This window comes from Leifsonia sp. McL0627 (assembly GCF_058244615.1).
On record NZ_JBZCGM010000003.1, the window covers coordinates 334588 to 360691 of the forward strand.

General features: G+C 69.6%; 28 protein-coding genes and 1 pseudogene. 17 read left to right on the plus strand and 12 right to left on the minus strand.

Features of this window, described 5'->3' with window-relative positions; genetic code table 11:
* Positions 1-8: 8 nt before the first annotated feature.
* Positions 9-1205: a thiolase family protein gene (locus AC37TH_RS09815; RefSeq protein WP_490764171.1), complete on the minus strand. Its 1197-nt coding sequence runs from the start codon at positions 1203-1205 to the stop codon at positions 9-11.
* Positions 1206-1349: 144 nt separating this feature from the next.
* Here AC37TH_RS09815 and AC37TH_RS09820 point away from each other — a divergent pair, with 144 nt between their 5' ends.
* A complete protein-coding gene (locus AC37TH_RS09820; RefSeq protein ID WP_490764172.1) occupies positions 1350-1748 on the plus strand; it encodes a PaaI family thioesterase in 399 nt (132 codons plus the stop codon).
* 187 nt (positions 1749-1935) lie between these two features.
* On the opposite strand, the gene AC37TH_RS09825 is transcribed toward AC37TH_RS09820, so the two are convergent.
* Positions 1936-2364, minus strand: coding sequence for an Lrp/AsnC family transcriptional regulator (locus AC37TH_RS09825; RefSeq protein WP_490764173.1), 429 nt, complete (start codon positions 2362-2364; stop codon positions 1936-1938).
* 128 nt (positions 2365-2492) lie between these two features.
* Here AC37TH_RS09825 and pdhA point away from each other — a divergent pair, with 128 nt between their 5' ends.
* From pdhA to AC37TH_RS09855, 6 genes are all read left to right on the plus strand, one after another.
* Positions 2493-3599 carry a pyruvate dehydrogenase (acetyl-transferring) E1 component subunit alpha gene (pdhA, locus tag AC37TH_RS09830; protein ID WP_490764174.1) on the plus strand — a complete coding sequence of 369 codons (1107 nt, stop codon included), beginning with the start codon at positions 2493-2495 and terminating at the stop codon, positions 3597-3599.
* Entirely contained in the window at positions 3596-4654 is a 1059-nt protein-coding gene (locus AC37TH_RS09835) for an alpha-ketoacid dehydrogenase subunit beta (RefSeq protein WP_490764175.1), read from the plus strand. The genes pdhA and AC37TH_RS09835 overlap by 4 nt, the downstream gene beginning before the upstream one ends.
* Positions 4651-6075 carry a dihydrolipoamide acetyltransferase family protein gene (locus AC37TH_RS09840; protein WP_490764176.1) on the plus strand — a complete coding sequence of 475 codons (1425 nt, stop codon included), beginning with the start codon at positions 4651-4653 and terminating at the stop codon, positions 6073-6075. Before AC37TH_RS09835 ends, AC37TH_RS09840 begins: the two co-directional genes overlap by 4 nt.
* 30 nt (positions 6076-6105) lie before the next feature.
* The gene (locus tag AC37TH_RS09845; RefSeq protein ID WP_490764177.1) at positions 6106-7434 is read left to right on the plus strand and encodes a M57 family metalloprotease; all 1329 of its coding nucleotides are present in this window, start codon (positions 6106-6108) and stop codon (positions 7432-7434) included.
* Between the two features lie 23 nt (positions 7435-7457).
* Positions 7458-7583, plus strand: a complete 126-nt coding sequence (locus tag AC37TH_RS09850; protein WP_490764178.1) for a hypothetical protein — start codon at positions 7458-7460, stop codon at positions 7581-7583.
* Between the two features lie 105 nt (positions 7584-7688).
* Positions 7689-8711, plus strand: coding sequence for a DMT family transporter (locus tag AC37TH_RS09855; protein ID WP_490764179.1), 1023 nt, complete (start codon positions 7689-7691; stop codon positions 8709-8711).
* Here the strand turns inward: AC37TH_RS09855 and AC37TH_RS09860 are convergent.
* Positions 8695-9246, minus strand: a complete 552-nt coding sequence (locus AC37TH_RS09860) for a nitroreductase family protein (RefSeq protein ID WP_490764180.1) — start codon at positions 9244-9246, stop codon at positions 8695-8697. The two genes, AC37TH_RS09855 and AC37TH_RS09860, sit on opposite strands and share 17 nt — an antisense overlap.
* Positions 9243-9680: a peptide-methionine (R)-S-oxide reductase MsrB gene (gene msrB, locus AC37TH_RS09865; protein ID WP_490764181.1), complete on the minus strand. Its 438-nt coding sequence runs from the start codon at positions 9678-9680 to the stop codon at positions 9243-9245. The genes AC37TH_RS09860 and msrB overlap by 4 nt, the downstream gene beginning before the upstream one ends.
* 167 nt (positions 9681-9847) lie before the next feature.
* Here msrB and AC37TH_RS09870 point away from each other — a divergent pair, with 167 nt between their 5' ends.
* The 4 genes from AC37TH_RS09870 (at position 9848) to groL (ending at position 12885) form a co-directional block, all read left to right on the plus strand.
* On the plus strand, positions 9848-10141 hold the full coding sequence (locus tag AC37TH_RS09870; RefSeq protein ID WP_490764182.1) for a DUF3263 domain-containing protein: 294 nt from the start codon (positions 9848-9850) through the stop codon (positions 10139-10141).
* A gap of 14 nt (positions 10142-10155) precedes the next feature.
* Positions 10156-10704, plus strand: a complete 549-nt coding sequence (locus AC37TH_RS09875) for a LytR C-terminal domain-containing protein (protein ID WP_490764183.1) — start codon at positions 10156-10158, stop codon at positions 10702-10704.
* A 172-nt stretch (positions 10705-10876) separates the two neighbouring features.
* Complete coding sequence (locus tag AC37TH_RS09880) at positions 10877-11080, plus strand: cold-shock protein (protein ID WP_490764184.1); 204 nt, start codon at positions 10877-10879, stop codon at positions 11078-11080.
* Positions 11081-11265: 185 nt separating this feature from the next.
* On the plus strand, positions 11266-12885 hold the full coding sequence (gene groL / locus AC37TH_RS09885; protein WP_490764185.1) for a chaperonin GroEL: 1620 nt from the start codon (positions 11266-11268) through the stop codon (positions 12883-12885).
* Between the two features lie 244 nt (positions 12886-13129).
* Here groL and AC37TH_RS09890 read toward each other — a convergent pair whose 3' ends face one another.
* From AC37TH_RS09890 to AC37TH_RS09900, 3 genes are read right to left on the minus strand one after another with little or no spacing between them, the layout of a single operon-like run.
* The gene (locus AC37TH_RS09890; RefSeq protein ID WP_490764186.1) at positions 13130-13576 is read right to left on the minus strand and encodes a sensor histidine kinase; all 447 of its coding nucleotides are present in this window, start codon (positions 13574-13576) and stop codon (positions 13130-13132) included.
* Entirely contained in the window at positions 13468-14835 is a 1368-nt protein-coding gene (locus AC37TH_RS09895; protein WP_490764187.1) for a sensor histidine kinase, read from the minus strand. The genes AC37TH_RS09890 and AC37TH_RS09895 overlap by 109 nt, the downstream gene beginning before the upstream one ends.
* A gap of 53 nt (positions 14836-14888) precedes the next feature.
* The gene (locus tag AC37TH_RS09900; RefSeq protein WP_055895214.1) at positions 14889-15581 is read right to left on the minus strand and encodes a response regulator transcription factor; all 693 of its coding nucleotides are present in this window, start codon (positions 15579-15581) and stop codon (positions 14889-14891) included.
* A gap of 126 nt (positions 15582-15707) precedes the next feature.
* Here AC37TH_RS09900 and AC37TH_RS09905 point away from each other — a divergent pair, with 126 nt between their 5' ends.
* Genes AC37TH_RS09905 through AC37TH_RS09920 form a run of 4 tightly spaced genes read left to right on the plus strand, consistent with a single transcriptional unit; the run spans position 15708 to position 19481 of the window.
* Entirely contained in the window at positions 15708-16934 is a 1227-nt protein-coding gene (locus AC37TH_RS09905; protein ID WP_490764188.1) for an NAD(P)/FAD-dependent oxidoreductase, read from the plus strand.
* Entirely contained in the window at positions 16921-17832 is a 912-nt protein-coding gene (gene folP, locus AC37TH_RS09910; protein WP_490764189.1) for a dihydropteroate synthase, read from the plus strand. The genes AC37TH_RS09905 and folP overlap by 14 nt, the downstream gene beginning before the upstream one ends.
* The gene (locus AC37TH_RS09915; protein WP_490764190.1) at positions 17825-18580 is read left to right on the plus strand and encodes a pyrimidine reductase family protein; all 756 of its coding nucleotides are present in this window, start codon (positions 17825-17827) and stop codon (positions 18578-18580) included. The genes folP and AC37TH_RS09915 overlap by 8 nt, the downstream gene beginning before the upstream one ends.
* 28 nt (positions 18581-18608) lie before the next feature.
* The gene (locus tag AC37TH_RS09920) at positions 18609-19481 is read left to right on the plus strand and encodes an aminoglycoside phosphotransferase family protein (protein ID WP_490764191.1); all 873 of its coding nucleotides are present in this window, start codon (positions 18609-18611) and stop codon (positions 19479-19481) included.
* A gap of 92 nt (positions 19482-19573) precedes the next feature.
* Here the strand turns inward: AC37TH_RS09920 and AC37TH_RS09925 are convergent, their stop codons facing one another.
* From AC37TH_RS09925 to AC37TH_RS09935, 3 genes are all read right to left on the minus strand, one after another.
* Positions 19574-21214 carry a DNA repair helicase XPB gene (locus tag AC37TH_RS09925; RefSeq protein ID WP_490764192.1) on the minus strand — a complete coding sequence of 547 codons (1641 nt, stop codon included), beginning with the start codon at positions 21212-21214 and terminating at the stop codon, positions 19574-19576.
* A gap of 139 nt (positions 21215-21353) precedes the next feature.
* Entirely contained in the window at positions 21354-23216 is a 1863-nt protein-coding gene (locus AC37TH_RS09930) for a helicase-associated domain-containing protein (RefSeq protein WP_490764193.1), read from the minus strand.
* 31 nt (positions 23217-23247) lie between these two features.
* Entirely contained in the window at positions 23248-23556 is a 309-nt protein-coding gene (locus AC37TH_RS09935) for a hypothetical protein (RefSeq protein WP_490764194.1), read from the minus strand.
* A gap of 56 nt (positions 23557-23612) precedes the next feature.
* On the opposite strand from AC37TH_RS09935, the gene AC37TH_RS09940 reads away from it, so the two are divergent.
* Complete coding sequence (locus AC37TH_RS09940) at positions 23613-23993, plus strand: cold-shock protein (RefSeq protein WP_490764195.1); 381 nt, start codon at positions 23613-23615, stop codon at positions 23991-23993.
* Complete coding sequence (locus tag AC37TH_RS09945) at positions 23986-24810, plus strand: DUF3027 domain-containing protein (RefSeq protein WP_490764196.1); 825 nt, start codon at positions 23986-23988, stop codon at positions 24808-24810. Before AC37TH_RS09940 ends, AC37TH_RS09945 begins: the two co-directional genes overlap by 8 nt.
* Here the strand turns inward: AC37TH_RS09945 and AC37TH_RS09950 are convergent.
* A pseudogene (locus AC37TH_RS09950) lies at positions 24724-24939 on the minus strand (hypothetical protein); the annotation flags it as partial. The gene AC37TH_RS09945 and the pseudogene AC37TH_RS09950 overlap by 87 nt on opposite strands.
* Positions 24906-26021: a phosphoserine transaminase gene (serC, locus tag AC37TH_RS09955; protein ID WP_490764197.1), complete on the minus strand. Its 1116-nt coding sequence runs from the start codon at positions 26019-26021 to the stop codon at positions 24906-24908. The gene serC and the pseudogene AC37TH_RS09950, both read right to left, overlap by 34 nt.
* Positions 26022-26104 lie beyond the last annotated feature (83 nt).

Genomic DNA, 26104 nt, shown 5'->3' on the forward strand with positions numbered 1-26104 from the left:
GCTGTCCTTCATACGGCTTCCACGATCATCGCGGCGCCCTGGCCGACGCCGACGCACATCGTGGCGAGACCGTACTGCGAACGCTCGCGCTCCATCCGGCCGAGCAGGGTCACCAGCAGGCGGGCCCCACTCGACCCGAGGGCGTGGCCGAGCGCGATGGCGCCGCCGTCGGCGTTGACGCGGCTGTCGTCCAGCCCGAGGCGCCGGATGCACGCGAGCGCCTGGCTGGCGAACGCCTCGTTCAGCTCGACGCTGCCGAGCTGCCCGATGTCGAGCCCGCTGCGCTCCAGGGCTTTGGTCACGGCGGGGACCGGGCCGAGGCCCATGATCTCCGGCGCGACGCCGACACTCGTGCCGACCACGACCCTCGCCCGCGGCGTCAGCCCGTAGCGGCGCACGGCGTCGGCGCTCGCCACCACGATCGCAGAAGCGCCGTCGTTGAGCGGCGACGAGTTGCCCGCCGTGACCACGCTGCCCCCGGAGACGACCGGCTTCAAGGTGGCCAGTGCCTCCATCGTCGTATCACGCCGGATGCTCTCGTCGGCGGTGACCGTCGCTGCGGCCGTGCCCTGTTTGGCCTCGACCGGCAGGATCTCGTCGGAGAAGCGCCCGGCATCGGTCGCCGCCGCAGCACGCTGGTGGCTGCGCAGGGCGAAGGCGTCGGCGTCCTCGCGGCTGATGCCGTCGACGCGCGCGACCTCCTCCGCTGTCTCCGGCATCGTGTATGTGGCCTTGTCCCGGTCGAGGAAGCGCGGGTTGGTGAATCGCCAGCCGATGGACGTGTCGAACTGCTGTCCAGGCTTCGCGAAGGCGCGCTCCGGCTTGCCCTGCACCCAGGGCGCCCGCGTCATCGACTCCACGCCGCCCGCGACCATGATGTCGGCGTCGCCCGCACGGATCGCCTGCGCCGCCATCGTCACGGCCGACAGCCCGGAGGCGCAGAGGCGGTTGACGGTGATGCCGGGCACCGCATCCGGGAGCCCGGCGAGCAGGGAAGCCATGCGGGCCACGTTGCGGTTGTCCTCGCCGGCCTGGTTGGCTGCGCCGAGGATGACCTCGTCGATGCTCGCGGGGTCGATGCCCGCCCGGCGCACGGCCTCGGCGACGACGAGCGCCGCGAGATCGTCGGGACGGACACTGCTGAGCACACCGCCGTAGCGTCCGACCGCGGTGCGGACACCGCCGACCAGATAGGCCTCCGTCATTGTGCTGCCCCTGTCTGTCGTTCGTCATCGAGCGCTTGTCGTTCGTCATCGAGCGCGGACGGCCGGAATTACCGACCGAACGTTCAGGAAGTAATCTTTTCAGACGCAGCCGCTCACCACAACTCCGCCGGTATGCTGTGCCGCATGAGCGACGGCGACTGGACCATCCACCTCGGCGAACTGGACGAGAAGATGGGTGTGCGCATCCTGGAGCAGTCGGCGGAGCGCGTGGTCGCCACGATGCCAGTCGAAGGCAACCGTCAGTCGTTCGGGCTGCTGCACGGCGGCGCGTCGGTCGCGTTCGCCGAGGCGCTCGGCTCGTGGGCGGCGGTCATCCACGCCGGCCCAGGGCGCTCGGCGGTCGGCGTGGACATCAACGCCACGCACCACCGTTCGGCCCGCAGCGGCCTGGTCACCGGCGTGGCCACGGCCATCCGGCTCGGCCGCACCATCGCCTCCCACGAGATCGTCGTCACCGACGAAGACGGCAACCGCCTCTGCACGGCACGCATCACCAACCTCATCATCGACAAGCCCGCGTAGCGCGCGCGGCCCGTCCGCACCGCGCACGATTCGTGCGAAACGTGCGGTCACACACGTCGCGACCGCACTTTTCGCACGAATCGTCCTGTCCCCGCGCGCTCGATTCGTGCGAAACATGCGGTGCCGTGCGTCGCGACCGCACTTTTCGCACGAGGCGACGAGGCGGCGCGCGGACGCGCCGCCGGCGTCAGCGCTGGTCGTGGTCCTCGAAGACGAGAGACGTCTTCGTGTCGCGGACCGACGGGATCGCGGGCAGCTCCTCCAGGACGACGCGGCGCAGGTCTTCGTTGTCGCGCGCCCGCACCAGCAGGATCACGTCGAAGTCGCCGCCGACCAGCGCGAAGTGCTCCACCTCCGGGATGGCGCGGAGCGTGTCGCGCAGTTCGTGCCACGACGCCTGCTCCACCCGCATCGTCACATACGCCGACGACGCCCGGCCGGAGAGTCGCGGGTCGACCTTCGCGGTGAAACCGGTGATCACGCCATCCTCCATCAGCCGGGAGAGCCGGGTGTACGCGTTCGCGCGGGAGACGTGCGCCGCCTCGGCGACCGCCGTGATGGAGGCGCGGCCGTCGGCGCGCAGCGCGTCGATGATGCGGGAGTCGATGTCGTCCATGTCTGTCAGACAGTTTGACACGCACGTGCACGATCCGCACCCGTTCGTCTCGAAAACCCCGGACGTCTGGCGCAGCCGATCCAGTGGAGTCATCCTGAATGACAGCGACGTCTTTCAAAGGAGAACGGATGCACGCCGACGACCTGCTGCCGCGCGCCACCCCGGTGCGGCTGATCGAACAGGATGGTTCGTCCCACGAGGACGACCAGTACCCCACCCCGTCCGTCGAGCGCATGCTCGACGGCTACCGCAAGCTCGTGCTCGGCCGGCGCATCAACGACCAGGCCAACGCCCTCGTGCGTCAGGGCCGGCTCGCCGTGTACCCGTCGTCGCACGGCCAGGAGGCCTGCGAGGTGGCAGCCGCGATGGTCCTCGCCGACCGCGACTGGCTGTTTCCCACCTACCGCGACACGGTCTCCGTCATCACCCGCGGTGTCGACCCGTTCGACGCGTTCCTGCTGCTGCGCGGAGACTGGCACTCCGGCTACGACCCGCACGAGCACAACGTCGCCCCGGCGGCGACCCCACTCGCCACCCAGCTCCTGCACGCCGTCGGGTTCGCCCACGCCGCCAGGATGCGCGGGGAGGACACGGTCGTCCTCGCGATCTGCGGAGACGGCGCCACCAGCGAGGGCGACTTCCACGAGGCGATGAACTTCGCCGCTGTCTTCCACCTGCCGGTCGTCTTCCTTGTACAGAACAACGGCTACGCCATCTCCGTCCCGCTCAGCAGGCAGACCGCTGCGCCGAGCATCGCCCACAAGGGCATCGGCTACGGGATGCGCGGCCGCCAGGTCGACGGCAACGACCTCGCCGCCCTGCTCGCCGTCCTCGGCGAAGCGGTCGACGAGGCGCGTGACGGGGGAGGTCCGACGCTCGTGGAGGCCCTCACCTACCGGATCCAGTCGCACACCAACGCCGACGATGCCACCCGTTACCGCAGCGACGCCGAGGTCGCGCCATGGCTCGACCGCGACCCGCTCCTTCGGGTGCGCGCCTGGCTGCGGGCGATGGATGCGCTGAGCGACGGCGACGAGGTCGAGCTCCAGGCGCACGCGGAGCGTGTCGCCAGCGACCTGCGGTCCGCGATCAACGCCGAGGCGGAGCCGCACCCGGAGGACCTTTTCGCCTACGTCTACGACACCCCCACCCCGCAGCTGCGGGAGCAGGCGGCGCAGCTCGCCGACGAGCAGCGGCGCCAGCAGCAGGCCCAGAGCCAGGAGGCGACCCGATGACGCTCATGCACGACGCTCCCACCAGTGACGCGGCCGCGGGCGCGACCCCCGCATCCACGGTGCAGACCATGACCATGGCGCAGGCCATCAACCGCGCGCTCGCCGACGCCCTCGACGCCGACACGTCCGTCCTCGTCTTCGGCGAGGATGTCGGCGTGCTCGGCGGCGTCTTCCGGATCACCGACGGGCTTGCTGCCCGGTTCGGCGAGTCCCGCTGCTTCGACACCCCGCTCGCGGAAGCCGGCATCGTCGGAACGGCCGTCGGCATGGCCATGAACGGGATGCGCCCCGTGGTCGAGATGCAATTCGACGCGTTCGCGTATCCCGCGTTCGAGCAGATCGTCGACCACGTGGCCAAGATGGGCAACCGCACCAAGGGGGCCGTGCGCCTGCCGATGGTCATCCGCATCCCGTATGCGGGCGGTATCGGCGGTGTCGAGCACCACTCCGACTCGTCGGAGTCGTACTACGCGCACACGCCGGGGCTCACGGTGGTGTCGCCGTCCAGCCCTCAGGATGCGTACGGGCTGCTCCGTGCCTCCATCGCGTCGCCGGATCCGGTCGTCTTCCTCGAACCGAAAAAGTTGTACTGGTCGACCGGAGAGGTCGACCTGTCCGCCCCGATCCCGCAGCTCGGACAGGCGCGCATCGCGCGGGAGGGCACGGACGCCACGCTCATCGCCTACGGTCCGTCGGTCCCCGTCGCGCTCGCCGCGGCCGAGGCGGCCCAGGAGGAGGGCCGCAGCCTGCAGGTCGTCGACCTGCGCAGCCTCGTGCCGTACGACGACGAGACCGTCTGCGCCGCCGTGCGCTCGACCGGCCGCGCCGTGGTGGTCGCCGAGGCTCCCGGCTTCGCCAGCATGGCCAGCGAGATCGCGGCGCGTGTCTCCGAGCGGTGCTTCCACGTTCTCGAAGCGCCGGTGCGCAGGGTGACCGGTTTCGACACCCCGTTCGCGCCCCCGAAACTGGAGAGGTTCTATCTGCCGGGCGTCGACCGCATCCTGGACGCCGTCGATGACCTGCAGTGGGACGACGTTCCGGAGGGGCGTGCATGAACCAGCAGATCTTCCGGCTGCCCGACCTCGGCGAGGGTCTCACCGAGGCTGAACTGGTGCGCTGGCTCGTCGCTGTCGGGGACACGATCGTCGTCGACCAGCCCATCGCCGAGGTGGAGACGGCGAAGTCGGTCGTGGAGGTTCCGTCGCCGTTCGCCGGGACCGTCTCCGTGCTGCACGGCGAGGAGGGGGAAGCGCTCGCCGTCGGCGCCCCGCTGATCGAAGTGGGGGAGCAGGCGGCAGTGGATGCAGCAGTGGATGCAACAGTGGATGCGGCAGTGGACGCAACAGTGGATGCGTCGAGCTCCGGCTCGGGGAACGTGCTCGTCGGCTACGGCACGACCGAACTCCACCACTCGGGCCGCCGTCGCGTGCGGCGTGCGGCTGTGGCCGCCCCGTCCACGGTGACGCAGGCGCGACCAGGTCCGGTGCCGGTGATCTCACCGGTGGTTCGCACCCTGGCGCGCACGCACGGGATCGACCTCGCCACCGTTCACGCGACGGGTGAAGGCGGCGTCGTCACTCGGCGCGATGTGGAGGCGGCGTTCGCCACGGCACCCGCGCCATCCACAGCAACCGCGCCATCCGCGGCGCCCGGCACGGCATCGAAGGCCGCCCCATTCGCTTCGCCCGCTGAATCGTCCACCACATCGGCCGCCGACCAGCGCACCGGGCTCACCGTCCGCGCCTCCACCCCGTTTTCGCTGTTCCGTCGCACGGTCGCCGCGAACATGACCCGCAGCCGCTCCGAGATCCCGGAGGCGACCGTCTGGGTCGACGTCGACGCGACGGAGCTCTGGGATCTGCGTCGCCGTCTTCGCGTCGGCGACCGCACCCCGTCGCTGCTGTCGTTCGTGGCCAGGTTCACGCTCGCGGCGCTCGCCCGGCGCCCGGAGCTGGCAGGAAGGGTCACCACGGACGGCGCCGGCCTCGACACGTTCGACGGCGTCAACCTCGGCTTCGCCGTCGATTCGCCGCGTGGGCTCGTCGTCCCCGTGGTCCGCCGCGCCGACCTGCTCACCATCCGCGAGCTCGACGGCGCGTTCGACAGGCTGACCAGGGATGCGCGGGAGGGGACGCTTCGCACCCGCGCAACTCAGCGGCTCCACGTTCACCATCAACAACTACGGCAGCCTCGGCGTGGACGGCAGTGCGGCGATCATCAACCATCCGGAGGTCGCGATCCTCGGCATCGGCCGCATGATCCAGCGACCGTGGGTGGTCGACGGCGTCGTCGTGCCCCGCCGCATCGCCCAGCTCTCGCTGGTCTTCGACCACCGGGTCACCGACGGCGGGGTCGCCGCCGGGCTGCTGCGCGACATCGCCGACGCGATGGAGTCGCCGCTCGCGCTCGTCCTGGATGCGTCGCCGGACTGACCGATTCCGGCGAAACACCCACGCATCTATTATGCGGCATGTAAAGATCAAACATGTCACAAAATCGCACCCCTTTGACGAGAAGCCTGACGGCGTTCATCGGCCTCCCCCTGATCGCGGCGCTCTCCCTCGCCGGGAGTGCCGTGCCTGTCGCGGCGGAGACGGGCCACGACTCCGATGTCGTGGCGATCGACGTCGACACGGGGCAAGAACTTCTGCCCATCGCGTCACGGGCGCGAGCGGCCGGCGACGGCTACGCGTTCTTCGAGTTCGCGGGCGGCGCCTTGACCAGCAACCTCGGAACGTACACCGTGCGCCTCGTCGAATCTCCCGGGATCGAGGGCCTCCGCGCAGCCGTCCAGGGGGCGGTCGACGATGTCAACGCACAACACGGCGCGAAGCTCACCTTCGCGCCCGGTGTCGTCCGCGCATCCGGTGCCCCCGCGTCGCTGGTCGCCGCCCGCGGCGAGATCCTGGTGATCGTCGACGACACCATGTGCCCGACGGCGGCCGGCTGCGCCAGCCCCGGCGTGCAATATGTCGGCAGCGAATACCACGCCGTGTCCGGTCGCGCCTGGATCACGCAGAGGGTGTTGCTGTACACCCCGGAGCAACGAAAGCACGTGGTCGCGCACGAACTTGGCCACACGCTCGGCCTCGCCCACTACGACCAGCAGCACCAGGGCCGGGCGCAGCTCATGCACGCCTCGTCGTACGACGCGACAGAACCGCGGGCGGGCGACACCGCCGGGCTCCGCATCCTGGGTACGCCGAACCTGCTCGGCCCCGCCACCCTCGCCGGCTTCTTCCGCGATCTGCTCGGGCGCACCGCCACGGCAGCAGAACTCGACCAGTTCACGCGCGAGTATGCGACCCGTGGGCCGGATGCCGTTGCCAAGCAGCTCGTCGAGTCCGCCGAACACCGCATGGTCGTGGTCGATCGCAGCTACAGGGCAGCTCTCGGCCGGAATCCGACAGGCGCAGAGCTCGCTCAGCAGCTCGGTGCGATGGCGGGAGGCGGGACCGAGCGCACGCTCCTCACCGCCCTGTGGAGTTCCAACGAGGCCTTCGCCGCAGCGGGGAACACGAACGCGAGCTGGATCGCCTCCGTCCTCCGCGGTGCCCTCGGACGCGACGGGAACCCTGCCGAACTCGCTGCCTCGGTCGCCGACGCCGAGCGGTCAGGCCGTATGACGGCGGTGACGCGCATCCTCTCGTCGCCGGATTATGCGAGCTCCTACCTCGATGCGCAGTACGGACGGCTCTTCACTCTCCCGGTGAGTGCGCTCGGCATCTCGATGTGGGCGCCGTACGTGCAGCGTGGCGACTGGGAGGAACTCACGCGTCAGCTCGTCACCACCTTCACCTACGAGAAGGTCGTGCTGGCCCGCTACGGGCTCTGACCGGCCGGGCGTACGCTGTCCGCATGAACGACAAGAAGCCGGACGACGACGACTACGACCTCTCCATCGAGAAGGAGGTGGCGCCGGAGGAGAACATCCCCTGGCTGCCGCACCCGACCCCGGCCGACGGCGACGCCCCCGCCCCCTGAGCCCGCGTCCCGCACGCGCAGTCCCAGCAACGAGTGGTCCCGAATTGCCGTGCGCCGAACATACGCACGGCGATTCGGGACCACTCGTCCCTCTAGGCTTGTTCGGTGAGCGCTGAGGAGACGGACAACACAGGCACGCCGGACACCACGGACACCACGGTGAAGCGGCGGGCGTTCCCCGCGTGGCTGGCCATCGTCTTCGCCGTCGTGTGCGGCGCGGGAGTCGCGCTGCAGTCCCGCATCAACGGCGAGCTGGGCGCGCAGATCGGCGACGGCTTCACCGCCGCCGTCATCTCCTTCGGCTCCGGACTCCTCATCCTGCTCGTCGCACTCGCCGTCGCCCCAGCAGGGCGCCGCGGTCTCGGACGCGTCCTCCGGGCGCTCCGCGCCCGCGAACTGCGCTGGTGGTACGTCTGCGGCGGCGCGGCGGGCGCGTTCCTCGTGCTGTCGCAGGGACTCACCGCCGCGGTGCTGGGCGTCGCGCTGTTCACCGTCTCGATCGTGGCCGGACAGACCGTCAGCGGGCTCGTCCTCGACATGATCGGTGTCGGCGCGGGCGGCAAGCGGCCGCTCACCGCCGCCCGCGTCGTCGGCGCCGCCCTCGCGCTCGCGGCCGTGACGTGGGCGGTGTCGTCGCAGTTCGGCAGCGGCGTGCCGGTCTGGATGATGGCCCTCCCGCTGATCGCCGGGCTCGGCATCGGCTGGCAGCAGGCCGTGAACGGTCAGGTCCGCGTCGTCGCGGAGAGCGCGCTGACTGCGACCTTCATCAACTTCGTCGTCGGCACGACGGTGCTCGTCGTCCTCATGCTCATCCACTCGTCGATCGTCGGCTGGCCGACGTCGCTCCCCACCGAGCCGTGGCTTTACGTCGGTGGAGCGATCGGCTGCGTCTTCATCGCGGGCGCGGCCCTGCTCGTCCGGGTGCTCGGTGTGCTCGTGCTCGGGCTGGCGACCGTCGCCGGGCAGCTCCTGACCGCGCTGCTGCTCGACCTGCTCGCGCCGAGCTCCGCACATCCCGTGGCGTTCTCGACGGTCGCAGGCACCGGGCTCGCGCTCGTCGCTGTGGCCGTCGCGAGCATCCGGTGGGGTGGCGCCGCCCGCAGCGGGCAGGCTACGAAAGCGTCGTGAGGTAGCGCTCCGGATCGATCGTCTTGCGGTGGCTCTCCTTGGAACCGTCCGGGATGCCGCCGACGTAGAGCCAGCCGAGCAGTCGCTTGTTCTTCTTCAGACTGTGCATCTTGTGCACAGCCTTGGACCTGGTCTGGTGGCCCGTGCGCCAGATGACGCCCCAGCCCGCGTCGTGCAACAGCAGGCTCAGGATGTGCGCCACACCGGAGGCGACGGCGTCCTGCTCCCAGCCGGGCACCTTCTCGCTCTTGGTGCGCACGGCCACGATCGCCAGCAGCAGGGAGGAGCGCAGCGGCTTGGCCGCGATCTTCTCGGCATCCGATCCGGACAGGTGGGCGTCCTTCGCGAACGCCTCGCCCAGCCGTGATCGGGCCGCCCCACGCAGCTCGATGACGCGCCACGGATGCAGGGAGCTGTGATCGGCCACCCGTCCGGCGGCCGCGATCAGCGGAAGCAGCTCGTCGTGCGTCGGCGCCGCCTCCGTCACCCGCGAGTACGAGCGACGGGAGGCGACGGCGTCGGAGACCTTCGTCACGCCTGGTCGTCCGCTGTGACGTCGCCCGCTGTGACGTCAACCTCGGTGAAGTTGAGCGAGAGGGAGTTCATGCAGTACCGGTCGCCCGTCGGGGTGCCGAAGCCGTCGTCGAAGACGTGGCCGAGGTGGGAGCCGCAGTTCGCGCAGCGGACTTCGGTGCGCACCATTCCGAGGCTGTCGTCTTCGAGCAGCTGCACGGCGTCGGGCCGCACGGACTCGTAGAAGCTCGGCCAGCCGCATCCGGAGTCGAACTTGGTGCCGGACTTGAAGAGCTCGGCTCCGCAGGCGGCACACGTGTAGAGGCCGGCGCGGCTCTCGTCCAGCAGCTCGCCCGTCCACGGACGCTCGGTGCCGGCCTCGCGCAGCACGGCGTACTGCTCGGGGCTGAGTTCCTTGCGCCACTCGTCTTCGCTCTTGGCGACGTCGTACTCCATGCGTGTTCCTTTCGTCGTTCCCAACACTAAACGGCGGAGGGGTCGTGACTGTTCCCTGTTTCGCACGGAGACCGCGCGCCGGGAGGCCAACACACAGAAACGCGCAAATAGGATGAACCGCGAACGCAGGAGCTCTCGGAACGACCGACAGGGAGGATGGGATCACGATGGCGAACGCGGCAGACGAGCCGGCATCCAGTCGGCGCCCTGACGACCTGAGTGATCGGGACGTCGCCATCCTCGCGTTCGAGCGGCAGTGGTGGCGGCATGCCGGCGCCAAGGAGCAGGCCATCCGCGAGGAGTTCGGTCTTTCCGCGGCACGGTACTATCAGCTGCTCGGTGCACTGATCGACCAGCCGGCCGCTCTGCAGCACGACCCCATGCTCGTCAAGCGGCTTCTCAGACTGCGCGAGGCGAGAATGGCCGCCAGAAGCTCCCGGACGCTCGCGTCCGACGACTGAGGACTCCCGACACGATGGCAGAGAAGTACCCCAAGGACCGTTTCGACGCGATTCCTGACGACCTGACCCGCGTCGGAGCACACCGCGCACCCCGTGCCAAGGGCCGGGGCTGGATCGGTTTCGGCTGGGCGGCGCTCGCCACCGTCGTGCTGATCGGCGCCGGAGTGTTCGGACTGTCGGTCATCAACGGCAGCATCTCGTTCCACGGCTCGCCCGCGACCAACTCCGCGTCGAAGACGCCGAGCGCGACGCCGACGCCGACCATCGTTCCGACGATCGACCCCGCGCTCACCGTCAACGTGCTCAACGGGACGACGACCGTCGGCCTTGCGCAAGCGGCGGGCACCAAGCTCACCGCGGCCGGGATCAAGGTCGGGGCGCTCGCCAACGCCGACAAGACCGACCTCACGCAGACCGTCGTCTACTACTCCGACCCGAAGAACGCCGGGGCGGCGCTCGGCGTCGCGCAGGCGCTGCCCGGGGCGACAACGGCGGAGACTCAGGACTACGCGAACACCGGCGCCGATATCACAGTGGTGCTGGGAAGCAACTTCACGGGCTGACCTTTTCGCCCATCCGGTTTTGTTTCGGCGTGTTTAACTTCTAACGGTTTCCAGTCATTTCCTGCCTTTTTGACGAAATAGCTGGTGTTTGCGTGCATTGAAAGCATTAGTATCTGGTTTCAACGCGCCGGTGATGGGCCGTCGCTTCGAAACACAGCAATAGGAGTAATGCATGGCGAACGGAACCGTGAAGTGGTTCAACGCTGAAAAGGGCTACGGATTCATCACCGTCGATGAGGGGGGACAGGACGTCTTCGTCCACTACTCCGCCATCGACATGAACGGCTACAAGGTCCTCGAAGAGGGTCAGCAGGTCGTGTTCGAGGTCGGCAGCGGACAGAAGGGCCCGCAAGCTGAGTCGGTGCGTCCGGCGTAGCACGCAGCAACCAAACCGTGTGAGCGCCGTCCCGAGAGGGGCGGCGCTCTCGTCTGTTCCGGCCCTCGGCGCGTTCTCGCCTTGCACTCGGCTGGCACGAGTGCCAGAATCGCTTTAGCACTCCAGCTGTTCGAGTGCTAACCGTTCGCATCTTTCGCAACGTCCGGGAGGGACGAGAAACAACCATGGCAAAGATCATTGCTTTCGACGAGGACGCCCGCCGCGGCCTTGAGCGCGGCCTCAACATCCTGGCCGACACCGTCAAGGTGACGCTTGGCCCGCGCGGCCGCAACGTCGTTCTCGAGAAGAAGTGGGGCGCCCCCACGATCACCAACGACGGCGTGTCCATCGCGAAGGAGATCGAGCTCGACGACCCGTTCGAGAAGATCGGCGCGGAGCTCGTCAAGGAGGTCGCCAAGAAGACCGACGACGTCGCAGGTGACGGAACCACCACCGCGACCGTTCTCGCTCAGGCGCTCGTCAAGGAAGGCCTCCGCAACGTGGCCGCCGGCGCAGACCCCATCACCCTGAAGCGCGGCATCGAGAAGGCCGTCAAGGCCGTCACCGAGGAGCTCGTCGCGAGCGCCAAGGAGGTCGAGACCAAGGCCGAGATCGCTGCGACCGCGTCCATCTCCGCCGGCGACACCACCATCGGCGACATCATCGCCGAGGCGATCGACAAGGTCGGCAAGGAGGGCGTCGTCACCGTCGAGGAGTCGAACACCTTCGGCACCGAGCTCGAACTGACCGAGGGCATGCGCTTCGACAAGGGTTACCTGTCGCAGTACTTCGTCACCGACCAGGACCGCCAGGAGGCGGTGTTCGAAGACCCGTACATCCTCATCGCCAACCAGAAGATCTCCAGCATCAAAGACCTGCTGCCGATCGTCGACAAGGTGATCCAGGCCAACAAGCAGCTCCTGATCATCGCTGAGGACGTCGACGGCGAGGCCCTGGCCACGCTGATCGTCAACAAGATCCGCGGCATCTTCAAGTCGGTCGCCGTCAAGGCTCCCGGGTTCGGCGACCGCCGCAAGGCGCAGCTGCAGGACATCGCCATCCTCACCGGTGGCCAGGTCATCTCCGAGGAGGTCGGCCTCAAGCTCGAGAACGTCACCCTCGACCTGCTCGGTCAGGCACGCAAGGTCGTCATCACCAAGGATGAGACCACCATCGTCGAAGGCGCCGGCGACTCCGAGGCCATCGCCGGTCGCGTTGCTCAGATCCGCAACGAGATCGAGAACACGGACAGCGACTACGACCGTGAGAAGCTGCAGGAGCGCCTGGCGAAGCTCGCCGGCGGTGTTGCAGTCATCAAGGCCGGCGCCGCGACCGAGGTCGAGCTCAAGGAGCGCAAGCACCGCATCGAAGACGCGGTCCGCAACGCGAAGGCAGCCGTCGAAGAGGGCATCGTCGCCGGTGGTGGCGTCGCCCTCATCCAGGCGGGCAAGACCGCTTTCGCGAAGCTCGAGCTCACGGGTGACGAGGCCACCGGCGCCAACATCGTCCGCGTCGCCATCGAGGCTCCGCTCAAGCAGATCGCCATCAACGCAGGCCTCGAGCCCGGCGTCGTGGTCGAGAAGGTCCGCAACCTCCCGGTGGGTCACGGCCTCAACGCCGCCACCGGCGAGTACGTCGACATGCTCGCCTCCGGCATCAACGACCCGGTGAAGGTCACCCGCTCGGCCCTGCAGAACGCAGCGTCGATCGCCGGGCTGTTCCTCACCACCGAGGCCGTCGTCGCCGACAAGCCGGAGAAGAACGCCGCTCCGGTCGGCGACCCGACCGGTGGCATGGACTTCTAAGTCCGACACACCTCGAAGAGGGCGTCTCCCGCACGGGAGGCGCCCTCTTCTGTGTCTCGGTGGGCTCTGTGTCTCGGTGGGCTCTGTGTCTGGGCGGGTGGGGTCCCGCGCTTGCCACCGACGGCACGGTTTATCCACAGCTCCGGGCAGGGCTTCGCGAGATGCCAGTAACTGTCGCGAAACACCCGGGATGCTGCGCAGTTACTGGTATCTCGCGGGCTGCGCGGCGGCGCGAGCGGCGCGGCTACGCCGCGGGCGCGGCGGCCGGGGTGCCGGTCGGCGCCAGGGGGAGGGAGACGCGGAAGGTGGCGCCACCGCCGTCCGTCTCGACGACCTCGACCGTGCCGTGGTGCGCGGAGATGATGGAGGAGACGATGGCGAGGCCGAGGCCGCTGCCGCCCGTCTCGCGGGCGCGGGAGGTGTCGGCGCGCCAGAAGCGCTGGAAGATCTTCTCGCGGATCTGCGGCGGGATGCCGTCGCCGTGGTCGCGGACCTCGAGGATCGCACGGCCGGTCAGGTGGTTGACCTGCACCATGATCTCGATGGGGGTGCCCTCTGCGGTGTATCGCAGGGCGTTGCCCATCAGGTTGGTGACGACCTGGCGCAGCTTGTTCTCCTCCGCGAGCACGATCGCGGGCTCCGCGGCGATCGGCTGGTGCAGCACCAGCTGTTCTGCCGTGGTGATCGGCATCGGCTCCGCCCCTGGGCGACGGGAGCGGCCGCGGCGCAGGCGCGCGAGGGTCGCCCCGGCGAACGCGATCGGACCGGTGGCGTTGCTGACGCGGGCGCCCTGATCCTGGATGGGCATGGGCACCGTGTCGACGCCCGGCTCCTCCGGGCCGAACTCGGGGAGGAGATCGGGTCGGGGGTGATGACCGTGACGACGCGTCCGGGGGAGCCGGCCATCGCATCCATTGCGGCGTCCTGGGCGATGCGCACCAGGTCGACGGGGTGCAGGTTCAGCGGCTTGGTCTCGTCGAGCCGGGCCAACTCCAGCAGGTCTTCGACGAGGCCCCCCATCCGGATGGCCTCCTTCTCGATCCTGTCCATCGCCTGCGCGACGTCCTCCGGGGTCTGCAGCGCGCCCATCCGGTACAGCTCGGCGTAGCCGCGCACCGAGACGAGCGGGGTGCGCAGTTCGTGGCTGGCGTCTCCGACGAAGCGGCGCATCTGATCGATGGTCCTGGCGCGGTCGTTGAACGCCCGGTCGATGCGGTTCAGCATGGTGTTGAGCGAGCGGTTGAGGCGGCCGACCTCGGTGTTCGGGGTGGCGCCGCCGAGGCGCTGGCTGAAGTCGCCGTCCGCGATGGCCGCCGCGGTCTGCTCCACCTCCCTCAGCGGGGAGAACGTGGTGGTCACCAGCATCCGGGTGAGCCCGGCTCCGACGATGATCACGATGACGCCGAAGCCCAGGAAGATCGCGAGGAAGCTCGCCATCACCGTGTCGATCTGCGACGTGGTCGTGGCGACGATGGCCGTGCCGAGGGCACCGGGCGGGTTCGTCAGCGTGACCGTCTGCGCCAAGGCGCGGTATGCGGTGTGCCCATCATTGCTGAGCAGCGGGTAGCCGCCCGCCGGGAGCTGCTTGCCCTCCGACACGGTCAGCGTCTTGGGCACCGCAGGCCGGTGCGCCTCCGGGATGTTCGCCCAGTTGGAGCGCACCAGCTTGCCGTCCGAGTCGTAGAGCGCGGCGAAGTAGTCGGACGGGCTGGCGTCCGTCGCGATCTTCTCGCTGTCGGCGGACGTGCCGTAGAGGTAGGTGTTGAGGTAGGTGGCCCCTGACGCGGCGGAGAGCTGCGCATCCAGCTGGTCGAGCAGCACCGGCTTCAGCATCGACATGGTGCCGATGCCGGTCACCAACAGCCCGAGGGTCAGCATCAGCACGGTGACGCCCGTGATCTTGGTGCGCAGAGAGATCGCGTTCCATCGATCGAGTAAGCGATTGTGCATGAGGCCGCCAGTTTACGCAGCCGAAGCTGTGCCTGGAATGTGGGGGATCCCGGTCAGACCTTCGCGGCCTTCAGCATGTAGCCGAAACCGCGCTTGGTCTGGATGAGGGGCTCGCTGGAGTGCGCATCCACCTTGCGGCGCAGGTAGGAGATGTACGACTCGACGATGCCGGCGTCTCCGTTGAAGTCGTATTCCCAGACGTGGTCGAGGATCTGCGCCTTGGACAGCACGCGGTTGGGGTTCAGCATCAGGTAGCGCAGCAGCTTGAACTCGGTGGGGCTGAGCTCGATGGCGGTGTCGCCGACGAAGACCTCGTGGGTGTCCTGGTCCATCGTGAGCTCGCCGGCGCGGATGACCGCATCTTCATCGGCCTGCATCGTGCGGCGCAGGATGGCCTTGATGCGGGCGACGATCTCGTCGAGGCTGAACGGCTTGGTGACGTAGTCGTCTCCACCGACGGTGAGACCGGTGATCTTGTCCTCGGTGTCGTCCTTGGCCGTGAGGAACAGGATGGGCGCGGTGTACCCGGCGCCGCGGAGGCGCTTGGTGACGCCGAATCCGTTCATGTCGGGGAGCATCACGTCGAGGATGATGAGGTCTGGTTCCTCTTCGAGGACCGCGGAGATGGCCTGCGCACCGTTGCCGACCGCGCGCACGGCGAACCCGGCGAAGCGAAGGCTGGTGGTGAGGAGGTCGCGGATGTTGGGCTCGTCGTCGACGATCAGGATGCGGGGTCCGGCGTTCATGGCTCCTAGTATCTGCGCGTTGGCTGAGTCCTACCTGAGAGCGTTCGGTGTGGGGTTGGTGTGAGGGTCTGGCGGGGGCCGTACGAACAGTGGATGCTGGAAGCAACCGTCGCGAGGAGGACCCCCATGTCGAAGCCCACCGTCGTCATCGCCGGAGCAGGACTGGCCGGGGCCACCGTCGCCACCGAGCTGCGCGAGCGCGGGTTCGACGGCCGCATCCTGCTGTTCGGGGCGGAGACTCACCACCCGTACATCCGGCCGCCGCTGTCGAAGGAGTTCCTGAAAGGCGAGGCGGAGCGCTCGGCGGAGGACGTGCATTCGGAGGGGTGGTACGCGGACAACGCGGTCGAGTTCCTGCCGGAGACCGTCGCGAGTTCGTTCGATCCGGCGGCGCACGAGCTGTTCCTCGACGGCGGGGCGCGCATCACGTTCGACAGCCTGGTGCTCGCCACCGGGGCGAGCCCGCGGAGGCTCACCGTGCCCGGCGCCGGTCACGGCGCCGTCTTCACGCTGAGGACCGTGGAGGACAGCGAGTGGCTGCGGTCGGCGCTCGCGGTCGGCGGCCGGCGCGTGGTGGTGGTCGGCTCGGGATGGATCGGTCTGGAGGTGGCGGCCGCGGCGCGCGGCTACGGCAACGAGGTCACGGTGGTGGGGAGTTCCGCGGTGCCACTGAGTTCCGCCATCGGCGCCGAGCTGGGTCGGGTGTTCGAGCGGCTGCACACCGGCAACGGGGTCTCGTTCCGCCACGCGACATCGGTGGTCGCCATCGATGGGGCGGACGACGGCCCGCGCGAGGTGGTCACGGGGGCTGGGGAACGCATCCCGGCCGACCTGGTGGTGGTCGGCGTCGGTGCAGCCCCGAACACGGCCATCGCCGAGCGGTCCGGGCTCTCGCTCGACAACGGCGTCCCCGTCGACCAGGGGATGTGCACGGCCGCAGAGGACGTGTACGCCGCCGGAGACCTCGCCAACACCTTCCTGCCCGCGATCGGGCGGCATCTGCGCAATGAGCACTGGGCGAACGCGATCGCGGGCGGCACGGTCGCCGCGCACAGCATCCTGGGCGAGACGGCGAGCTACGACGACATCCCGTACTTCTACTCCGACCAATACGATCTGGGCATGGAGTATTCGGGTTACGGGCCGCTGGCCGCAGACGCCAGGGTCGTCTACCGGGGCGACGTCGAGCAGCGCGAGTTCGTGGCGTTCTGGCTGCGCAACGACCGCGTGGTCGCCGGGATGAACGTCAACGTCTGGGACGTGAACGAGCAGGTGCAGCGACTGATCCGCTCCGGCGAGCGCGTCGACGTCGCCAGGCTCACCGACGAGAGCGTGGACCTTGCCGCGCTCTGACCTGTACCTGCCACCGCTCCGCATCCCCGTTCGCACCATCGGCGCCCGCACCTTCGACTTCTCCCGGCGCGTGGCTGTGATGGCCGTCGTCAATCGCACCCCTGACTCGTTCTTCGACCAGGGCAGGACCTTTGCGCTCGATAAGGCCGTGCAGGCGAGCTTTCGCGCCGTCGAGCTCGGCGCGGACTGGGTGGACATCGGCGGGGCGCCGTTCGCGCCGGGGGAGCCGATCCCGGTGGAGGCGGAGGCGGAGCGGGTCGTGCCGGTGGTCGCCGAACTGCGCGCGGGCTCGGACGTTGTGATCTCGGTCGACACGTTCCACGCCGAAGTGGCGCGCCGGGCCATCGCGGCGGGTGCCACCGTCGTCAACGACACGACTGGTCTGAGCGACCCGGAGCTGGTGTCCGTCGTCGCGGACAGCGACGCCACCCTCGTCATCACCCACAGCCTGGCGACGCCGCGCACCTTCTACCCGCGCCCGCACTACGACGACATCGCCGCCGAGGTCGCCGCCTTCCTGCTGGCGAGGGTCGAGGTCGCGCTCGCCGCGGGCATCCCGGAGGAGCGGATCATCGTCGACCCCGGCCACGACCTCAACAAGAACACCCTCCAGTCGCTCGAACTCACCCGGCGGCTCAGCGAGATCGCCGACCTCGGCTACCCGACCCTCGCCGCCGTCTCGAACAAAGACTTCATCGGCGAGACCCTGGATGCGCCCCGATCCGAACGCCTCGAAGGCTCGATCGCCGCCGCGGTGGTCTCGATCGTCAACGGTGCCCGCATCATCCGGATGCACGACGTGGCCTCGTCGGTGGCCGCCACGCGGATGACGGAGGCGATCCTCGGCCTCCGCGAGCCCGCCTTCCTCAAGCACAACATGGGAGACGCCAATGACTGAGACCGCGATCGCGAAGCTCTCCCCGCTGCCGGCGGCGAACGACCTCAGCGACGACGACCTGGCCGCCCTCTACCGCGACGGCGCCGACGACCTGCCGTGGGTGCGCATCAACTTCGTCAGCAGCGTCGACGGTGCCGCCACCCACCAGGGGCTCTCCGGCGACCTCTCCGACGATGCGGACAAGCGCGTGTTCGCCGTGTTGCGCCGCCTCTGCGACGTGGTCGTGGTCGGGGCGGGCACCGTTCGCGCGGAAGGCTACAGCGCGATGCGGGTCGACGCCGCCTCCGAGCGGTGGCGGACCGAGCACGGCCTGAGCGCGCATCCGGTGTTCGCGATCGTCTCCGCGAGCCTCGACCTCGACGTCGCGAGCCCGATCTTCCAGGATGCGCCGGTGCGGCCGATCGTGCTCACCACGGAGCGGTCGCGGGCGGACCTCCGCGAGGCGCTGTCCGAGGTGGCTGACGTGGTGGTCTGCGGGCGCGACCGGGTGCAGCCGGAGGCGCTGGTGCGCGTGCTGAACGAGCGGGGGCTGGGGCGCATCCACTGCGAGGGAGGGCCGCACCTGTTCGGGGACCTGATCGCGTCCGCCCAGCTGGACGAGCTGTGCATCACGATCAGCCCGCGGCTGGAAGCCGGGGTGTCCACCCGGATCTCGGCGGGTGCGTCGCCGATCGTGCCGGTGGGGCTGCGGCTGGCGCACACGCTGCTGTCCGGCGACACGCTGCTGCTGCGGTATGTCCGGAGGTGAGGGGGCGCCGGTGGCCGATTCTGCGCCAGTGGCTGAGCCTTCGCCCGTCATCGATGCCGCGCTCGCCCGGCGGCTCGTCGACAGCCAGTTTCCGCAGTGGGCCGGGCTGCCGATCCGGGCGGTGGAGCTCGACGGGTGGGACAATCGCACCTTCCGGCTGGGGGAGGCGCTGAGCATCCGGTTGCCGAGCGGCCCGTGGTACGCGGAGCAGGTGGCGAAGGAGCAGGAGTGGCTGCCGCGACTGGCTCCGTTGCTGCCTGTGTCCATCCCAGTGCCGGTCGCGGCGGGGGTCGCAGGATCGGGCTACCCGTATCCGTGGTCGGTGTACCGCTGGCTCGACGGGCGGCCGGCCGCACTGGAGGGCATCGGCGACCCCGTGGCGTTCGCGGAGGCGGTCGGGTCGTTCCTGGTCGCGCTGCGGTCCTGCCCGACCGACGGCGCTCCGCTGCCGGGACGACACAACTTCTTCCGCGGCGACCCGCCAGCCGTCTACGGAGACGAGACGCGAGCGGCGATCAGCGCGCTCGCCGCGGCGGGCGATCCCATCGACCTGGATTCGGCGGCGCGGGTCTGGGCGGAGGCGGAGGCGGCAGTCTGGCTGGGCGACCCTGTCTGGTTCCACGGCGACATCGCCGGTGGCAACCTGCTGATGCGCGACGGGGCGCTCGCTGCGGTGATCGACTTCGGGACGTCCGGCGTCGGCGACCCGGCGTGCGACCTGGCGCTTGCGTGGACGACGCTCGACGGTGCAGCGCGGGCGGCGTACCGCCGCGTGCTCGGCGCCGACGACGCGATGTGGGCGCGCGGGAAGGGGTGGGCGCTGTGGAAGGCGCTCATCACGTTGCGCGACGACCCGAGCGATGTCGGCGCGCGCCTGACGGCCGAGCGCGTGCTGGCCTGAGCGCGCACGACTCGTGCCAAAAGTGCGGTTGCGCGCACCTGCACCGCACTTTTCGCACGAGCGGACAGGCCGCGCACGCGGCCGCGGGCTGCCTACGCGGCTAGCGCGTGCGCATCCAGGATCGTGTACGAGTACCCCTGCTCCGCGAGGAACCGCTGCCGGTTCTGCGCGAAGTCCTGGTCGACCGTGTCGCGGGAGACCAGCGTGTAGAAGTTCGCCGACAGGCCGGACTCCTTCGGGCGCAGCAGCCGTCCGAGGCGCTGCGCCTCCTCCTGCCGGGAGCCGTACGAGCCGGACACCTGGATGGCGACTGTCGCCTCCGGCAGGTCCACCGAGAAGTTCGCGACCTTGCTGACCACGAGCACCTCGGTCCTGCCCTCGCGGAACTCCTGATAGAGCCGTTCGCGCTCATCCACCGGGGTTGCACCGGTGAGCGATGGCGCATCCAGTGCTTCGGCCAGTTCGTCGATCTGGTCGAGGTACTGCCCGATGACCAGGATGCGCTCGCCCTTGTGGCGCGCGACGAGCTGCCGCACCACATCCAGTTTGGCGGGGGCGGTGGCCGCGAGGCGGTAGCGTTCGTCGTCCGCGGCGGCGGCGTAGCTGAGCCGGTCGGAGGCGGGAAGGTCGATGCGCACCTCGTAGCAGGCGGCGGGGGAGATGAAGCCCTGCGCCTCGATCTCCTTCCACGGGGCGTCGAAGCGCTTCGGGCCGATCAGGCTGAACACGTCGCCTTCCCGGCCGTCCTCGCGCACCAGGGTGGCGGTGAGGCCGAGGCGGCGGCGGGCCTGCAGCTCGGCGGTCAGCTTGAAGACGGGCGCGGGGAGCAGGTGCACCTCGTCGTAGACCACGAGGCCCCAGTCCATCGCGTCGAGCAGCGCGAGGTGCGCGTACTCGCCTTTCCGCTTGGCCGTGAGGATCTGGTAGGTGGCGATGGTGACCGGCCTGACCTCTTTGACCTGGCCCGAGTATTCGCCGATCTCGGCCGCGGTCAGCGTGGTGCGCTTGAGCAGCTCATCCCGCCACTGCCTGGCCGAGACCGTGTTGGTGACCAGGATGAGCGTGGTGGTCTTCGCCGTCGCCATCGCGCCCGCGCCGACCAGCGTCTTGCCCGCGCCGCAGGGCAGCACGACCACCCCGGAGCCGCCGTCGAAGAAGCTGTCGACGGCCTTGTTCTGGTAGTCGCGCAGCTTCCAGCCGTCTTCCACGAGGTCGATCGGATGCGGGGTGCCGGGCGTGTAGCCGGCGAGGTCCTCTGCCGGCCAGCCGAGCTTGACGAGCTCCTGCTTGAGCTGGCCGCGCGCCCAGGCCTCGACCACGAAGGTCGCCTCGTCGCGGCGTTCGAGCAGCAGCGGGGCGATCCGCTTCGCGCCAGCCACCTCGGTGAGCACGGGCAGGTCGGTGGAGCGCAGCAGCAGGACGCCGTCGTCGTCGCGCTCGATCACGAGGCGACCGTAGCGGGCGACGGTCTCCGCCATGTCCACGGACACGGTCTGCGGGATGGGGAACTTCGAGTACCGCTCCAGCGTCCCGAGCATGTCGGCCGCCGTGTGCCCGGCCGCGCGGGCGTTCCACAGTCCGAGCCGGGTGATCCGGTAGGTGTGGATGTGCTCCGGCGCGCGTTCGAGCTCTGCGAACACGGCGAGGTCGTGCCGTGCGTCTTCGGCCGACGGATGCGCGACCTCCAGCAGGACGGTGCGGTCGCTCTGGACGATCAGGGGGCCATCTGACATAACCGCTGAGTCTACGCCCCGATCCTCTGCGCCCTTTGCAGCCTCCCAAGCAATCGAGCCGGGACTTGTGTACGCGACACGCCGGCGTGTCGCGTGCACAAGTCCCGGCTCGATTGCTTGGGGACGGAAGCAGCGCGGGTCAGTCGGCGGGGCGCAGGCCCTTGACGCTGGAGAGGGGGAGGGTGCGCTCGATGTCGGCGGCGCGGTCGCGGCCGCGCAGGCGGCCCCCGCCGACGCCGGTCGGCTCGAGCAGATAGTCGACCACGCGGCCGTCCGGCATCGCGACCTCCACGATCACCAGCGTCCTGCCCCGGATGGCCAGGTCGAGCTGGCGGGTCAGCCACTGCTCTCCGGTGCTCTCGTCCGCGGTGTCGTCCGCCTCCCGCAGCCGGGCGACGAGCGCGGCCTCCTGGTCGGCGCGCTCGGCGACCCGTGGATGCGCCACCCGCTGTCTCCGCAGCGCCTCGACGTTCCCGTGCGCGTCCTCCGCAGCCACCGGATACCGGGCGTCGCTGATCGCCCAGAACACCACATCCCGGCCGAAGCGGCTCTCCAGCCGGTCCTCCGCCGCGCGAACGAGTCCGAGCGCGCTGAGCGACTGGTCGACCTCGATGGTCGTCAGCAGTGTGAGATCGGCCGAGACGACCGCCGACCGCATCCGCCCCTCCTCGCCGAGGGAGCGCACGCGCACGCGGCCGTACCGCTCCGCCGCATCCCGCACCAGATAGTCGAGCGGCTGAGGAACCCCGGTGAGCGAGATCTCCGCCAGGAACGCGCGGATGCTCTCGGCCGTCTCGCCCGCCGTGATCGCCCGGTCGATGGTCGCGGCCGACACCCGGAACGTGGATGCGAGCGCCCTGCTCTCCACGTCGGCCATGCCGCGCAGCCGCCCGTCGATCGCCGGTTCGAGCGGTCCGGGAGCGACGATGGTGAGGTCGTGCTGCAGGTAGACCTTCGAGACCTCGGCAGGGAACAGTTCGCGCAGCACGGCGGACGCCGCCTCCGGCCCACTCTCGACGAGCGCGCAGCCGGCGCTGCTCGGCGCCTGGTGCGCCGTGACGCCCAGCCACTCCGCATCCCGGGTGTACGCCGCGATCCGCTCCTCGGCGACCGCGCGCCCCGCCGGGTACAGCCAGCCGACGTACTCGCGCAGGCTGTCGCCCCAGGCCGCGCGGCTGCGCGACGCCAGGATGCGCCGGAGGTCGTCGGGCAGCGCGCTCTGCCAGGCGGCGGCGAGGACGCGCCAGCGGTCGGCGGTGGGCGAGTGCTGCCATGGGACGGCGGCGTCGGTCGGCAGCCAGACCGCGTCTTCGATGGCGACGAGGCCGGCTCTGGAGGCGACCGAGAACACCGTCGGTATCACCGAGACGTCCACGGCGAGGGCCCCGGCGATGCGCTTGCTCGCCGGAAGCGCCAGGCCGCCTTTCTGCAGTTCGCGGGCGCCCTCCCTGAACAGTTCGGCGATCAGTTCGGACACTCCGGAGACCGCGTCGAACGCGCGCTCGGCGGCAAGGCGGTCGGTGAAGCGGCGCTCGGTGTCCGGCACTGCGGCCAGGGCGGGAGGCGCAGGCTCGGCGAGGAGCGCATCCGGAGCGGGAAGACCGATGGTCGGCCAGGCGTCCAGTTGCGCTGTGACGGCCTCGTAGGCGGAGAACGCGCCGGAGTCCGTGTGGGCGAGGAGGAGGCCGGAGACGGCGTCCAGCGCCTCCTGGGCGGCATCAGCGGTGATGCCGGGGGTGGCGGGGGAGTCGGCCAGCGCGGCGGCGACGCCCTGCGCATCCATCGGGGTGGCTGTGCGGCCGAGCGTGACGAGCACCGCCAGCCTGGTGCGATCGAGACCGGACAGTGCCCGCTGGACGGACTCCCTGTCGAGGAGGGCGTCGGCGAGATCGAAGAAGTCGGAGACCCCTGCGCGGCGGATGGTCCGCTCGTGCAGGACATGGACGATGGACTCGTCCGGCATCGCCCGCAGGCGAGCGGCCAGAGCGAGCGTGTTCGTCATCGGTGCTGATCCAGCCCGGCCGTCCGCCGGCCTACCGCTTGCCCTGTCCGGTTCCGCGCGGGCCGGGAGACCCTGCGGCCTTCGCCGCCTTGCTGCGCTGGCGCCCCACCACGATGATCAGCGTGATCACCAGGATGAACGCCACGGACAGCCCGACAAGGGGCAGGAGGAACACCACCGGCCAGATGCCCTGGCCCGAGCCCTGCGCTGGCATACCGCCCAGAGCCGAGCCGATCAGGACGGCTGCGATGCAGACCAAAGAGATGATCACGAGTGCCGCAATGATGTACGACAGGATGCGTTGGAGGCGGCTTGCCGCCTGTGGGGTCTGCTGGGTCACGAAATCAAGGATAATTGAGGTTGGTCATCCGATCCCCCATGTGAAATGAGGTTCCCATGCCAACCGGCAAGGTCAAGTTCTACGACGACGAGAAAGGCTTCGGCTTCATCAGCTCCGATGACGGCCAAGAAGTCTTCCTGCACGCCTCCGCGCTGCCGGCAGGTGCCGTCGTGAAAGCGGGAACCCGCCTCGAGTTCGGCATCGCCGACGGCAAGCGCGGTGCCCAGGCACTGTCGGTGCGCGTCCTCGACGCTCCGCCCAGCCTCGTGAAGATGAGCCGCAAGTCGGCCGACGACATGGCGATCATCGTCGAAGACCTCGTGAAGCTGCTCGATGGCATCGGAGGCAACCTCAAGCGGGGCAAGTACCCGGACAAGGCGCACGGAGCGAAGATCGCCGCCGTGCTGCGCCGGGTTGCGGACGACCTGGATGCCTGACACCGAGTTCGAGGGCGACTTCGAGGCCGACGCTGCGGCTGAGCCGGAGACAGAGCCAAACACCGAGACGACGGCGCCCTCGGTCGAGGCCGCACCCGTCTGGACTGTTCCGGACGACGTGCTGCTCGCCGCCGCCACCCAGGCACGCGATGCGCTGAAGGAGATCACTCCGGAGGCCACCATCGGCGCGCCCGTCGGTCACATCGTGGAGGGCGAGCACGTGCTCTCCCTGCTGTTCGAGTGCACCATGCGCGGCTATCCGGGCTGGCACTGGACGGTCACGCTGTCCCGGATCGACGGCGACGCCGCCCCGAGCGTGCTCGAGGCCGAGCTGATGCCGGGCGAGCGCGCCCTGCTGGCGCCGGACTGGGTGCCGTGGTCGGAGCGGCTCGCCGACTACCAGGCGTCGCAGGAGGCCATTGCGGCCGCCGAGGCCGAAGCGCTGACCGACGACGGCGACGATGACACCGACGACGAGGATGCAGACGACTTCGACGACGAGGACGACGAGGATGAGGACGGCGAGCACGATGTGCACGACCTCCACCCGGACGACCTCGACGGTGTCGACATCGAGAGCGCGGACGAGTCGTACGACGACGAATCCGAAGGCGACGACGAATCCGAAGGCGACGCTACCGACGACGACGCTACCGACGACGACGAGTCAGCGCCGTTTGACGGTGAGGTAGGCGAGGCCGACGAGTCCGAGGACGAGTCCGACGACGACCGTCCAGAACCACCAGCCGTCTCCGGAGGCGCTGAGCTGCCGGAAGAAGACGAGCGTCACGACGAGGGCGACCACCCACAGGCCTAGCCCGACGAGCACGGCCTTCCTGTCGTCCGTCTTCACGGGGACAGGATCAGGCCGTCGCTCGTCGTCGCGGAGCCAGAGGCGCACGATCTCTCCGCTCAGCCGAGCTTCTCGACGACGTACTCGATGCAGCCGATCAGCGCACGGACGTCGTCCGGCTCGATGGCCGTGAACGTCGCGACGCGCAGCTGGTTGCGGCCGAGCTTGCGGTACGGCTCCGTGTCCACGATGCCGTTGGCGCGCAGCACCTTCGCGACGGCCGCCGCGTCGATGGCGTCGTCGAAGTCGATCGTGACGACCACCTGCGAGCGGTGCGCGGGGTCGGCCACGAACGGCGTCGCGTACTCGACGCCTTCCGCCCAGCTGTACAGCGCGCTGGACGACTCGGCCGTGCGGGCGCCGGCCCAGGCGAGACCGCCGTTGTCGTTCATCCACTGGATCTGGTTCTCGAGGAGCACCAGGGTGGAGACGGCCGGGGTGTTCAGCGTCTGGTTGAGGCGCGAGTTGTCGATCGCGTTCTTGATACTGAGGAACTCCGGGATGTACCGGCCGCTCGCTGCGATGCGCTCGACTCGCTCGACGGCGGCGGGGGAGAAGAGGGCGAGCCAGAGGCCGCCGTCCGACGCGAAGTTCTTCTGCGGGGCGAAGTAGTAGATGTCCGACTCGGAGGCGTCGATGTCGACACCGCCCGCCGCGCTGGTCGCGTCGATGACCGTGAGGGCGCCATCATCGCCGTGGATGCGCTTCACCGGGGCCATGACGCCGGTCGAGGTCTCGTTGTGCGGCCAGGCGTACACGTCGATCCCGGCGGCCGCCTCCGCCTCGCTGCGCGAACCGGCCGGAGCGTCGATGACCTGGGGAGCCTCGAGCCACGGCGTCTTCGCTGCGGCGGCGAACTTGCCGCCGAACTCGCCGAAGACGAGGTTCTGGCTGCGCTTCTCGATCAGCGAGAACGCCGCGGCGTCCCAGAACGCGGTCGAGCCGCCGTTGCCGAGCACGACCTCGTAGCCGTCCGGGATGCGGAAGAGCTCGCCGAGTCCGTCGCGCACGCTGCCGACGAGGTTCTTGATCGGAGCCTGCCGGTGGGAGGTGCCGAGCAGCTTCGCTCCCGCTCCTGCGAGGTAGGCGACCTGCTCAGGGCGGACCTTGGAGGGTCCGCATCCGAAGCGTCCGTCGACGGGCAGCAGATCAGTGGGAATCGTCACATCCGGCATATCCAGAGTCTATTGGCTGTTGGAACCCCTGTCGGTCGACTCCGCCGCGCCAGCGACCGGGTGTCACCGGCAACAAGTAGGCT